12 protein-coding genes and 1 tRNA gene are annotated in these 13,325 nt (G+C 31.9%); 5 read left to right on the top strand and 8 right to left on the bottom strand.

The annotated features are described in order from the left end of the window. Position 1: 1 nt before the first annotated feature. Positions 2 to 1,258 (bottom strand): alkaline phosphatase family protein, encoded by a 1,257-nt coding sequence (locus KLA_RS07275; RefSeq protein WP_051456060.1) that lies wholly within the window; start codon positions 1,256 to 1,258, stop codon positions 2 to 4. 169 nt (positions 1,259 to 1,427) lie between these two features. Between KLA_RS07275 and KLA_RS07270 the strand changes: the two genes are divergently transcribed. Continuing rightward, positions 1,428 to 2,033: a TetR family transcriptional regulator gene (locus KLA_RS07270; protein ID WP_034644739.1), complete on the top strand. Its 606-nt coding sequence runs from the start codon at positions 1,428 to 1,430 to the stop codon at positions 2,031 to 2,033. A gap of 4 nt (positions 2,034 to 2,037) precedes the next feature. Here the strand turns inward: KLA_RS07270 and KLA_RS07265 are convergent, their stop codons facing one another. From KLA_RS07265 to rseP, 3 genes are all read right to left on the bottom strand, one after another. Then, positions 2,038 to 2,265, bottom strand: coding sequence for a CBU_0592 family membrane protein (locus tag KLA_RS07265; protein WP_013621206.1), 228 nt, complete (start codon positions 2,263 to 2,265; stop codon positions 2,038 to 2,040). A 120-nt stretch (positions 2,266 to 2,385) separates the two neighbouring features. Beyond that, positions 2,386 to 2,459: transfer RNA gene (locus KLA_RS07260), tRNA-Asn, on the bottom strand. A gap of 78 nt (positions 2,460 to 2,537) precedes the next feature. Beyond that, positions 2,538 to 3,854 (bottom strand): RIP metalloprotease RseP, encoded by a 1,317-nt coding sequence (rseP, locus tag KLA_RS07255; RefSeq protein WP_034644738.1) that lies wholly within the window; start codon positions 3,852 to 3,854, stop codon positions 2,538 to 2,540. Positions 3,855 to 4,007: 153 nt separating this feature from the next. Between rseP and KLA_RS07250 the strand changes: the two genes are divergently transcribed. The 3 genes from KLA_RS07250 (at position 4,008) to feoB (ending at position 7,242) form a co-directional block, all read left to right on the top strand. Then, positions 4,008 to 4,679: an SCO family protein gene (locus KLA_RS07250; protein ID WP_013621204.1), complete on the top strand. Its 672-nt coding sequence runs from the start codon at positions 4,008 to 4,010 to the stop codon at positions 4,677 to 4,679. Between the two features lie 97 nt (positions 4,680 to 4,776). Then, a complete protein-coding gene (locus KLA_RS07245) occupies positions 4,777 to 5,007 on the top strand; it encodes a ferrous iron transport protein A (protein ID WP_013621203.1) in 231 nt (76 codons plus the stop codon). Between the two features lie 12 nt (positions 5,008 to 5,019). Further along, complete coding sequence (feoB, locus tag KLA_RS07240) at positions 5,020 to 7,242, top strand: ferrous iron transport protein B (protein ID WP_013621202.1); 2,223 nt, start codon at positions 5,020 to 5,022, stop codon at positions 7,240 to 7,242. Position 7,243: 1 nt separating this feature from the next. Here feoB and KLA_RS07235 read toward each other — a convergent pair whose 3' ends face one another. The 4 genes from KLA_RS07235 to KLA_RS07220 are packed head-to-tail and all read right to left on the bottom strand — an operon-like array spanning position 7,244 to position 10,802. Further along, positions 7,244 to 7,897 carry a hypothetical protein gene (locus KLA_RS07235; RefSeq protein WP_034644737.1) on the bottom strand — a complete coding sequence of 218 codons (654 nt, stop codon included), beginning with the start codon at positions 7,895 to 7,897 and terminating at the stop codon, positions 7,244 to 7,246. Positions 7,898 to 7,953: 56 nt separating this feature from the next. Beyond that, the gene (locus KLA_RS07230; protein WP_034644735.1) at positions 7,954 to 9,198 is read right to left on the bottom strand and encodes a DNA cytosine methyltransferase; all 1,245 of its coding nucleotides are present in this window, start codon (positions 9,196 to 9,198) and stop codon (positions 7,954 to 7,956) included. A gap of 7 nt (positions 9,199 to 9,205) precedes the next feature. Next, positions 9,206 to 9,853 carry a hypothetical protein gene (locus KLA_RS07225; protein ID WP_034644734.1) on the bottom strand — a complete coding sequence of 216 codons (648 nt, stop codon included), beginning with the start codon at positions 9,851 to 9,853 and terminating at the stop codon, positions 9,206 to 9,208. 46 nt (positions 9,854 to 9,899) lie between these two features. Then, on the bottom strand, positions 9,900 to 10,802 hold the full coding sequence (locus tag KLA_RS07220; protein ID WP_034644733.1) for a metallophosphoesterase: 903 nt from the start codon (positions 10,800 to 10,802) through the stop codon (positions 9,900 to 9,902). Positions 10,803 to 10,918: 116 nt separating this feature from the next. Here KLA_RS07220 and KLA_RS07215 point away from each other — a divergent pair, with 116 nt between their 5' ends. After that, entirely contained in the window at positions 10,919 to 13,291 is a 2,373-nt protein-coding gene (locus KLA_RS07215) for a GAF domain-containing protein (protein WP_013621197.1), read from the top strand. Positions 13,292 to 13,325: the final 34 nt, after the last annotated feature.

Raw genomic sequence — 13,325 nt, 5'->3', positions numbered from 1 at the left:
ATTAGTTATTGTTTATGTACCAAGTATTTAGCACATTATTTGGAGTTTCTAATACTATTTTTAACATCTTGCCCGTATGCTTTTTAAGCGATAGCGTAGTCTCTTCACTAGTCAAACTCACTGTTACCTCCTTTGTGTAAGTATCTTTTTTTCCTTCTTTAAATTGATTTGTAGTAGAAGTGTAAATTGTTCCTTTTACATTTTTATCTGAATTATTTTTCCAACGGATAACAATTTTATCGCCTTCTTTAACAGCTGATAAACCATAAGCATCTACCTCGCCTATAAAAGGAGTACCATCTATTTCATAAGCAATATCTTTAGAAACATCAATATTTAAAAAACGAAGCATAGTTGGGTAAATGTCTGTAATTGCTAAGGTTTCATTTTTAAAATAACTGTTAGTGTTTTTCTCATTAGTTACAATCCAAGTAGCACGCTCCCTCTCTGTTTGCCCTCCATGATGGCGCCCATCTTTAGGACTACGACCATGGTCTGTTGTAACTACCAATAACCAATCTTCATTAAACTTAGCTTCACGTATTTTAATAGCATTCCATATTTTGCCAACCAAAGCATCTTCATATGTAATTGCATCATCTAGTTGCGGACTATCACCCAATCCGTGGCCAACATCATCTGTATACTCTAAATACACCCAAGACAAGTCTGGTGCATCAGTTTTTATATACCTAGCGGCCTCAACAGCCACATCATTATCAATTTTTTTAATGTATTGCTTGTAAGTATCATGCGGATAATTAGTGGTGTCTAATTCAAAACCATCAAAAGCATAATCTAGCTCTACATTTTTTGTTTCAGATTCACCCTCAATAAGTTTTGTTCTGTTATCTAGCCAAGTAGAAAAAATAGCTGTTTTTTTAGACGGATATTGATCTTTAAATACCTTAAAAATTGTTGGGTAATTGTAATTTGGTTTTTTAATACTGTTACCATATACATTGTGTTTATTAACCCAAGTACCTGTAAGTAGACTGTTATAACCTACTGCAGAAATTGTTGGTGTTTGTGAGTAACCTCCTTTTTTACCACCCACATATGCTTTAGTATAACTACCAGTATTGGCTATACTATCTAAAAAAGGAGTTGGAGCTTTTTGCAGCATATCTGTAGAAATACCATCTACTATAACAAACACTACTTTTTTATTATTTATAGGCTTGCTAGTTTGTTGAGTAAAACCTACCTGCACAACTAAGCACATAACAAATACTACATATTTAATTTTATTCCCCATTTTTTTAGATTGATTGGTTACACTAAAATCCGGGTCAAAAGTATTTTTATAAATTATAAATTGAATGAATGTTCAATTAATAAAACTTTAAATAAATGTTAACTTGCACAGGCAAAGCAAGGCTTGTAATTATCTTAAAATGTTACATTTGCCTAAATAAAAATCTTACATGGGAAGAAAAAGTGTATCTGTACAAAGACGAAAAGAAATTATAAAAGCATTTTACAAAGTTGCAAAAGACATAGGCTTAGAAAACACCTCTATTGCTAAGGTTGCAGAACATTTAAGCATAAGTAATGGCTTAATAATGCACTATTTTAAAACTAAAGATGAGCTATTAATTGGCTTAAATGAGTTTATATTAGAACAGCATTTAAACATTGTACAAAATGACGAAAATGGTGAAATTAACTCTAAACAAAAACTTCACAATCTAATAACATCACTTTTTTCTAGAAACTGGAACAAATATTTTGATGATGGAGTTTTTTATAGCTGCTACGCCCTAATTTACAGAAAAAAAGATTTTAATGATAGCTTTAAAAGCTACCTACAAGCGCTACACACGGTTTTACACAATAAATTAACAGAAGCAAAAGAGCACCAAATTATTTCCAACACAAACATTGATGAAATAACAGAAGTAATTTTTGCCTTAATAGATGGTGCTTACTATTATTTGGGACTTTTTAATGAAAAAACAGAAGATTACAAGCAAAAAGAGGCTATTTATATTAAGTATGCGTTAAATATACTAGAATTTAAAAACGAGTAAACGTTTACTTAACAACCTTAACAATAGCATAGAGCCCAATACAAGCCCATACAGCGTTAACTACAACATTAGGAAAGTCATTTAACGCAAAACCATTAATAATTAAGCAAACGGCACCTAATATATTTAAAATATGGTATACTTTAGATTTAGATGATAGTTTACCTATGCTTAGCAACAAGTAAGACACTACAAACAATAAGGCCCCGAGCCAACCTATTATAGAAAACATAGATTTGTAATTTTAAGACTGAAAAGATACAGGAAAAATTAAAACAACTACAAACTATAAAATTGCAGAAACTATATAAAAGCAAAAAACCTCAACTATTTCTAGTTGAGGTTTGTTTTGCTCCCCCTCTTGGGCTCGAACCAAGGACCCTCTGATTAACAGTCAGATGCTCTAACCAACTGAGCTAAGGAGGAATGTTAGCAGACATAACGTCTGTAAGCGGGTGCAAATATATAAGCTTTTTTAATATCTACAAAACAAAAAATAAAAATTTATATAAATTTCTTTATAATATTCCAGATGTCGTTTCCAAACACAATTGCCATAAGACCCATAAGTATTACAAAACCAATAATTTGTCCTTTTTCTAGTACTTTTTCACTAGGCGGGCGGCCAGAAATAATTTCATACAATAAAAACATTACGTGTCCACCATCTAATGCCGGAATAGGTAAAATGTTTAAAAAAGCTAACCATACAGAGAACATTGCCATAAAGTTCCAAATAAATGTCCAGTTCCACTGTTTTGGCATCATTTCTACAATACCAATAGGCCCTTTTACTTGTTTGTAAGCTCCTGTTTTAGTGTTAAAAATAACCTTAAACTGTCTAATTTGTTTTGTTAGTACTTCTATAGTTTTGTTAAATCCTTCTGGTATAGCTGCACCAAAACTATAGCTATCTGTAACAAATAAGTCTTCTCTGTTTAACACAACACCTATTGCTGCTTCCTCAGGAACGGTCATTTGCAATGTTTTTGGTTGCCCATTACGTAAAACCTCTAATTCTATTTCCTTTTCTGAAGACTTTTTAATCACACCAACAAACTCATTCCAGTACACTGTTTTTTGTCCGTTAACAGCAACAATTTCATCTCCTTTAAGAACACCTGCCTTTTCTGCTACCATACCAGACACTACACTATCTATAATAGCTTTTTGTCTGTAGCCTAAAAAGTTTCTCCCTTGTGTACTAAAAACAGCTTCTTTACCTTCTGCGCTTAATGGCACGCTAATTTCTTTACCGTCTCTTTTAACAGTAACCTCGTCTCCTAAAATAATATCTAATACGGCATCTGTAAACTTTTTACTTTTTTTACCATCTATAGCTAAAATTTTATCTCCTGTTTTTAATCCTAATTGTTCTCCTATAGAATCTATTAAAATCCCGTGTTTTAAACTATCTGCAGGTATATACGTATCTCCGTTATTAAATAACAACATTGTATATATAAACCAAGCTAAAAAAAAGTTTACAGTTACACCACCCAACATTATAATTAAACGTTGCCAAGCCGGCTTACTTCTAAACTCCCATGGTTGTGGTTCGCTTTTCATTTGCTCGGTGTCCATACTTTCGTCTATCATACCAGCAATTTTAACATAACCACCTAAAGGCAACCATCCTATACCATAAACAGTATCGCCTATCTTCTTTTTAAAAAGTGAAAACTTAACATCAAAAAACAAGTAAAATTTTTCAACTTTAGTTTTAAAATATTTGGCAGGAATAAAATGCCCCAGCTCATGCAAAATAACAAGTACTGATATAATTAAAATGAACTGTACTATCTGAATAAATAATTCCATTAAATCTCTTTTAGTTTTTAAAAACGAACAAAAGTACACTTTTAAGCGCTCTTACAAAAAGATATACCTATAACGGCATCATTTTTATGAATTATTTAATAAGCTAGGGTATTGATTTTTACCTATGCCTATTGTAAATTTGCATAAAAAATTATGGGAGCGTTTTTTAGCAAATTTAAAGTTTTTGGCATTGTTCTTTTAGTAATATCTGCCATAATAATTACCTTATTTTACAACGCTTTAAAACCAGAAGTTAAGCTGCCTATTTACCAGCCAGCAGATTTTAACACAGAACTTGTAGACTCTACACTTTTACACAAAAAAAAGTACCACACTGTTGCTAACTTTAAACTTACCAACCAAAACGGAAAAACTATTACCCAAGATAATTACGCAAACAAAATTTATGTAGCAGATTTCTTTTTTACCACCTGCCAAACCATTTGTCCTGTAATGACAAAAAATATGGTAAAAGTACAAGAGATTATAAAAAATGATGATGACGTAATGCTTTTATCTCATTCTGTTACTCCTGAAATAGACTCTGTTGCTCAGCTAAAAAAATATGCCCTTAAAAAAGGAGTTATTGACAGCAAATGGAATTTAGTGACAGGAGACAGAAAAGAAATTTATGATTTAGCCCGCAAATCCTATATGGCAGCTAAAACAGACCTTAATAATCCTTACAGTATGGTACACACAGAAAACTTTGTTTTAGTTGATAAAGAAAAACGTATACGTGGTACTTATGATGGCACAGACAGTAAAGAGATTGAGAAACTTATTGAAGACATTAAAATTTTAAAAGCATCATACAAAGACTAATTTTGATGTTAAAGAATATAAAAAAGTAATGTAGAGTTCTGTTATTTTGCTTTTTTCCATTACTTTTGCTCTTACTTAAAATCAATCTAAATAAAAATTGAGCATTACTGTAGCACAACTAAAAAAAGGGCAAAAAGGGGTTATTAAAGATTTCTCTGAAGACACCTTACCTATTAAACTCTTAGAAATGGGTTGCTTGCCTGGCAATGTTGTAGAGCTTATACAGATTGCCCCATTAAAAGACCCTATTTACATTAACGTAAATGGCTCACATATAGCGATAAGAAAATCTACAGCCAACTTAATTGAAGTAGATTTAATTGAATGAATGTAATTGAGTATGAGCAAAAATATTAATGTAGCCTTAATTGGAAATCCTAATACCGGAAAAACATCAGTCTTTAATCAGCTTACAGGATTAAAACAAAAAGTGGGTAATTACCCAGGTATAACTGTAGAAAAAAAAGAAGGTATTTGCAAATTACCTCGTGGTGTTAAGGCGCATATAATAGATTTACCTGGTACATACAGCTTAAACACAACATCTTTAGATGAGAGTGTTGTTGTAGAATTACTTTTAAATAAAAACGATAAAGATTTTCCTGATGTTGCTGTTGTTGTTACAGATGTAGAAAACCTAAAGCGTAACTTACTTTTATTTACTCAAATAAAAGACCTTAAAATACCTGCCATTTTAGTAATTAATATGGCAGACCGTATGACCAGAAAAGGAATTACGCTAAACATACCCTTATTAGAAGAAAAACTAAACACAAAAATTGCTCTTGTTAGCACAAGAAAAGGTATTGGTATAGACACCCTAAAAGAGCTTATTGCAGATTACAAAAACTTATCTGTTAAGCCAAATATAGACACTACATCTATTGCTCCAGATTATTTTAATAAACTTAGAGCTGCTTTTCCTAAGGAAGACGTTTATAAGCTTTGGTTGGTTATTACGCAAGATGTTAACTTTATGCCTATAGAGAAAAAACGCATAAAAGATGCAACTTTCTCTATAAAATCTAACACAGAACTTAAAAAGTTACAGCACAGAGAAACCGTTTTAAGATATCAATTTATAAATAATATTTTAAAAGAAACTTACACTGTAGACCTTACTGTTGCTAAAGGTTTTAGAGCAACTTTAGATAAAATTTTAACGCACAAAGTCTGGGGTTACGTAATATTCTTTTTAATATTATTAGTCATTTTCCAAGCCATTTATGAGTGGAGTAGCTACCCAATGGATTTTATAGATGAGTCTTTTGCGCAAATGAGCGAATGGACAAAAGCTAGCTTGCCGCCAGGTGCATTTACAAACTTACTTGCAGAAGGCATAATAGCGGGTATTGGAGGTGTAGTAATTTTTATACCACAAATTGCATTTTTATTCTTGTTTATATCCTTACTTGAAGAAAGTGGATATATGAGTAGAGTTGTATTTTTAATGGATAAACTTATGCGCCCATTTGGATTAAGTGGTAAAAGTGTTGTACCATTAATTTCTGGTACTGCCTGCGCTATACCTGCAGTTATGGCAACCAGAACAATAGAAAACTGGAAAGAACGCCTAATAACAATATTAGTAACACCTTTTACAACTTGCTCTGCCCGTTTACCGGTGTACTTAATTATAATTGCCCTTGTTATACCAGAAGGGAAATTTTTAGGACTTAGCTATCAAGCGCTAACACTTATGTTGTTATATTTACTAGGGTTTGGAATGTCTATTTTTTCTGCAATGGTTTTACACAAAATTTTAAAAATAAAAAGCAGAACATTTTTTGTTATAGAAATGCCAAATTATAAGCTTCCATTATTTAAAAATGTAGCTTATACGGTTTGGGAAAAAACTAAAAGCTTTGTGTATGGTGCTGGTAAAATTATTTTAGCCATATCAATTATTTTATGGGTATTGGGCTCTTATGGTATATCAGATAATTTTAAAAACGCAGAAGAGATTGTTAAAAACAGAATTAATACGGTTGGTTACTCTGAGTTTAACCAAAATCATATTAAAAATGAAATTGCCATTTATACTGGTGAACTTTATACCAATTACCCTACATTAAGTGGAGCAATTATTAAAGATTCTATTGCAATACGTACAAACGATTTAAAACTAAAAGCAGAGAACGAAGAAATAGCTAGTTTTAAATTAGAGCACTCTTTTATTGGTTACGCTGGCAAAGCTATAGAGCCTATTGTAAAGCCTTTGGGTTACGACTGGAAAATTGGTATTGCAGTAATAACTTCGTTTGCCGCTCGTGAGGTGTTTGTAGGTACACTTGCCACAATTTACAGTGTTGGTAATGATGAAGAAGAAACTATTAAAAACCGTATGGCTGCCGAGATTAACCCGTGGAATAACAAACCACTTTTTAACTTAGCATCTGGTATTTCTTTACTACTTTTTTATGCTTTTGCAATGCAATGTATGAGTACACTAGCTGTGGTTAAAAGAGAAACTAATAGTTGGAAATGGCCTGCTGCACAATTGGTATTTATGAGTGGTTTTGCTTATATAGTTGCTCTTATTGCATATCAAATTTTAAAATAAATTAAGCAAACCTGTAACTAAAACTACCATCTTTTTTTTCAATAATAAAAATTACCATAGCTTTTACATTTAGGTAACTTATAAAGTTTTTAGAGGTTTTTAATTGATGAATAAAGCTTTTATAAACTTCAGTTTTATACTCCCAAGCACAACGTAGCTCTAATGCTCTTTTATGTTCTTTAAACGAGTGATGCACTATAAACAAACGGTTTTGCAGGCAACTACGCTTGCCAGCACTTTGCTTACTGTAATAAAAGTTCACTATTTTCTCTGGAAACTCAAAACTAAAATTACTTCTTAACTCTTTAGGCACTAACGTTCCTTTTACATCAAAACGTAAATTTTTATCTCCAAAAAATTCAATATCATATTCCTGATCCTTGCCATTTGGATTTCTACTAACTCCAGTATTTGTATAAAATAGATATTCATCGCACCTGGCACATTGCCATAAAAACCATCTTCTTTTAAAATAATTTTTATCATCTGTAGGCAATCCTGTAATTGCAAGCTCTAAACTAGATAATGTTTTACACTTAAATAGAGACACTTTTTTATCGGTAGTGTTGTTTTGTATTTTTCCCCATTGCAAAGGTATTTCTGGAGCAAGTTTCTGCAACTCTTTACTGCGTGTATTAAATTCTAATGCGTTCATAAGAATATCTTTTAAGATGAAAACGCAATGTTAAAATTTGACCACAAGGAATAAACTTATATTGCTAAAGTTTCTCTAACCGCTAAAGCAATTGCTTTTGCTAATAAAGGCGGCACAGCGTTTCCTATTTGTACCATTTGTTTTCCTTTTGCTCCCTTAAAAATAAAATCGTCCGGAAAAGATTGCAACCTAGCCATTTCACGTACTGTAATAACTCTAGATTCTATTGGATGTATATTTACACCTCCGTGATTCTCTTTTATAGTACAGCTGGCCTCGTTCCAAGGACATTTTTTCCAAGAGTCCGAATAATTATCATACAAGCTTTTACCTTCAGGAACTTTAGCCAAGCGCTTTTTCATGGCATCACTATGCTTTGTTCTAACGTGGTTAAAAGCTGCATCATCTTTTAACGTAACCAAATCTTCTATAGCTTGCTTTGTGGTAATGTATTTATCTGGTGTAAGCAAAGGCTTTGGATGTAAATTTTTTTTACCAATTCTGTTTGCTATAAAAATTATACGCTCTCTTTTTTGCGGTACATAATAGTTAGCTGCATTTAGCACAGTAACATTTACTTGGTACCCTAAATTAGCTATATCTTCCTTTATCTTATCTTCTACCTTACCCTTTAGCATAGAACGCAAACCTTTTACGTTTTCTGCAACAATAAATTGTGGTTGCAACTCATCTATAATCTGAAGCATATCTTTATAAAGAGAGTTTCGCTCATCTTCTACAATACGGCTACCAGACATACTAAAACCCTGACAAGGAAATCCGCCAGACAAAACAGTTAATGGCTTACCATTAAGCGAACTTTTAACTGTGTTTATAAACTTGTCTTTAACGCTCCTTTCTGTAATATCACCTAATATGTGTGGATGTTCAAAATTTTCTCGGTAGGTCATACCAGCCTCCTTAAACCAATCTAATCCGCCAACTTGTGTAAACCCTGCCATTTCAAAACCTTTTGCCATACCACCTGCACCACAAAACAAATCTGCAGATGTAAGCTTAGTTTTTGAGGGATTCTCCCAATTTTCAGAAATATCTGCCCAGTTTACAACATCGGTCTTTATAGATTTAGTGTTTTTTTGGGGCAATTGTTTTTTAGGTTTAGCGTCTAAAACACCACTATTTTTAAATACAGTAACATCTTTAGGTTTTATATAATGTACACCAAAGGTTTTTGTAGATTTTAGCGCGCCAGAATGTATGTGTTTTCTAATTATTTTTTGAGAAACACCAAACTGCAACGCAACATCTTCAATACGTAAAAACTGCTCTTTAACCGCCATACATTAATTACTCTCCCAGTTCTGTAATCTTTTTTTCGTATAAATTTTTACTTTCTATAACCGCCACATTTAATTCTTGCATAATGTCCTCTACTCTACTTTCAATACTTTCCATTTGGCTGTTTATATTATCAAAAGAATTTAGTGCTGCAGCAACCTCTAATGCCTTTACCACTTCTACAGCATCACCGTGCAACAAACGCAACTTAGCAATTGCTTTAGAGGTATTAGCTAAAGTGCCGTTGTATTTTGTTTTAGCTTTATAAATAGCTTTTAAAAGTGTTTTTTTACTCTGCTCATCACTTAAGCTATTAGTTTGGGTCTCCATAGCTGTAAATAAATTAGAGGCTTTAGTTTTTAAATCCTCATATTCTTTATTTAGGTTTTCTACACGCTTGTTTACCTTTTCCCAGTCGCCATAAACCTTAGCAAACTCTTTATCTTCATTTTTAGCGTCTTCTAAAGCTCCTTTTAAAGCACTTAAAGATGTTAAACCTTTGGTTACGTTTTTATTTGCGGTAATTTTTTTCTTTTCAAAAGAAGCAACTTGCGACTTAAACTTCTCTTTTAATCTAATTAAATCTTCTGGACTTTTATTTTTCCAACAAGATGATAATGTTAGCAAAATAACTAACAAGGCAATACTGTTTTTCATATGTTAATTTAGTTAATGGTGGTGTAAAAATAGAAAAATTAAACCATTACTGTTTTGCCCGTTGGTAATCTACTAATTTTTGAGGTCCTTCTAACAAAACTCTAACAACGCGTAGAGTACCGTCTTCTGTGGTTGCAATTTGCCATTTTATTAAAGATATTTCTCCATTTTCAATCTCTATACCTGTAATACTTCTTGGGTGTACACAACTGCCGTCATTAAAAAAAGGAATATCTCCTGGCTCAGGAAATCTAGGTCTATGAGTGTGCCCAACAATGGTAAGCTTTTCATTATTTTGCAGTATCCAACGTTTAATTCGTTTTTCAACCTTTATTAATTCTTGGTGGTTTTTAGCCGGACTAGTAGGATCTGCAATTCCCCAAACTTGCAATGGTTTCCATAAAACACGTACCAAAAACCTACCTACGCGCCAAAAATTATAGTTCCACCAATCTGCCTGGTGTCCGTGTGTTAAAAATAGTTCTTGTTTGGTGTCTTTATGTTTTAAAACAATACCTTCATGGTAAGTAATACCAACAAACAAATCTTTATCCTTACCATCTATAGGCTCAAAATAACTAGATAAATATTTTTTTACATAATTAGGGTCTTTATACACCATATCATGGTTACCCCAAATCATAAATAAACGGTTTTGTAAATGGTACTGCCTTAACAACCCGTATATGTTTTTGTGAGCTGTAAAAATAGACTCAAAAGATGTGTTCTCCCAAAGTTCATCACCATCACCCAGCTCAAAATAACTAAAACCCTCTTTAAAATAATGCTGTAATGCGTGGTAGTAAATATTTCTGTTGTTGGCAAAATCGTCTGCAAAACTATTATCACCTCTGTGACAATCACTAAAAAGTATTAACTTAGAGCTATCATCAAAAGGGACAATTTTAGACTTTTTATACGCTCTGGTTAACCTAGTAAAAGAGGACATATTTTAATTTTTGTATAAATATCTAAAAAAGGGATTAATTAGGATTATAACAAACCTAATAAAAAGTAATAATTATTTTGTAATTTTGTATGCTATTCTTAGACTAAGTAGGGAAGATGAAAGTTGAAAACGAAATAGAGTTACCACTAAAAAGTCTTGTTAGTTTTGACAAGTTACTTAGACAGTACGATAAAATGGCTGTTAGTAACGACTTGTTCCTTGCTCAAAAAGCTAGGTTTATTTTAAACTACCAAAAGCCTTACCCAGAACTACGAGAAGGTTTTACAGATTTAACTTTACTAGAAAAACATAAAGATGTAATTAATGTTATTTTGCAAGATACTTTTTCTGAAGTATTAACCAAGAATGAGATTAAAGCTGCATCATTACCATATGCTAACGTAATTTTTAACTCTTCTGAGCGATTTAAAAAAATTATTGAAGACGCAGGTGAAGGTTTTGAACTTGAAATTAAAAACGTAGAAGAAAGATTAAATTATATTATGGCAAGTACCGTAATATTAAATTTTCACTACGGCTTTAATTTAGATTTTAGAAGACCTCTGTTTTATGAAATTCCGGATAAAAACGGAGTTATGAGACATTATAGAATTTTGTATAATGCAGATTTTATAGACATTACACCTAATAAAAACGCAAAGAAGTTAACACAAGCAGATGTAGATGAATTATTAGAAAACTTTGAGAACCTAGAACTGTGGAAAGAAAAAATTCCGCCAAACAGTTTTACATCTAAAGGCTTTGTAATTTCTAATATGTTTGATGTTACTGCTGAGCATTCTATTTCAGAAATAAAGTCTAGCCTTATTTCTAACGACAAAAGAGGCTCTGAGTTTTTTATGGAAGATTTTCAAAACACGTTTAAGTCGTTATTTGGCCTTCCTAATTTAAAAGTTGGTTTTTCTATACACAATACCAAAGAAGATACTTTTGAAAAAGTACACGGTATTGGCATAGACAGCTTTATACTTAATAAAAAAGCCAATGTAAATTGTAAAACAACACTTTGCAATGACTCTTACAAAACTATATTAAAAGATCATAATTACTTTGTAATTTCTGATCTAGACAAATACCTAAAAAAAGCACCAGATAATAGCTTGTACGCTACACTAGCAAAACAAAATATTAAAAGTGCTATAATTGCACCTATCTCTAGCGGAAAAGAATTACTTGGTGTATTAGAGCTTGCATCTACTAAAAGATACAACTTAAACAATGTAAACGCGCAAAAGCTGCAAGATGTAATGCCGTACATAGTAACTGCAGTATTACGCTCTAAGGCAGAAGAAGAAAACTTAATAGAAGCTGTTATACAGCAAGAATGTACTACTGTACACTCTTCTGTTTTGTGGAAATTTGAGAATGAAGCCATACGCTTTATAAGGGCAAATGCAGAAGGCTTAGAACCAACCTTTAAAGAAATTGTTTTTAAAGATGTGCACCCTCTTTACGGTCAAATAGACATTAAAGACTCATCTACTTTTAGAAACAGCTCAATACAAAAAGATTTATTAATACAGTTATCTGAAGTAAACAAGATACTTACCAAGGCTTGGGAACTAGATAAATTGCATATTTATGAAGAATTATTGTTTAGAAGCAATAGCTATATAGATGACGTAAAAGAAATACTAAATACCAATAGTGAGCAAACTATTTTAGAATTTATAAAAAAGGAAATTACACCTGTATTTAAGCATTTAAAAAATACAGAGCCTAAAATTGCTCATTTAATTTCTTCGTATGAAGAGGGTATAGACCCTAATACGGGGTCTTACTATGATCATAGAAAAAACTATGATGATAGTGTTATGAAAATAAATGAAAAACTTGCTCAGGTTTTAGACAAAAAACAGATTGAAGCACAAGAAATGTTTCCGCATTACTTTGAGCGCTACAAGACTGATGGTGTAGAACACAATATGTACATAGGAGCATCAATATCTGAAACTAAAGAATACAACCCATTTTACTTAAAAAACCTAAGGTTGTGGCAGTTACAGGTTATGTATGATATGGAAAATGAGTACTACAACCTAAAGCCTAAATTGCCTATAGATTTAGACGTTGCCTCTTTATTACTTGTATACAACGCATCATTATCTATTAGATTTAGAATGGATGAAAAGCGCTTTGATGTAGATGGCACATACAATGCCAGGTATGAGGTTATTAAAAAACGTATAGACAAATCTTACATTAAAGGAACCAATGAAAGATTAACTCAAAAAGGAAAGCTTTCTATTGTTTACTCACAGAAAAAAGATGAATTAGAGTACTTACGTTACATTCGTTTTTTACGTTCTAAAGGATATTTTTCTAAAAACATTGAGGTTTTAGAACTAGAAGGCTTACAAGGTGTTGCTGGTTTAAAAGCAATACGTGTAGAAATCTTATACAAAAAAGACAAGGAGTCTAAAGAAACTTATACTTATGACGATTTAATGCATGAGCTAAAACGTTAAAATATTACACAGCATAAAAAAAGGGAATATTAAA

The organism is Cellulophaga geojensis KL-A (genome assembly GCF_000568425.1).
Classification (GTDB): domain Bacteria; phylum Bacteroidota; class Bacteroidia; order Flavobacteriales; family Flavobacteriaceae; genus Cellulophaga; species Cellulophaga lytica.
Note: the sequence above shows the minus strand (reverse complement) of the source record. Positions and strands in the feature narration are given on the sequence as shown.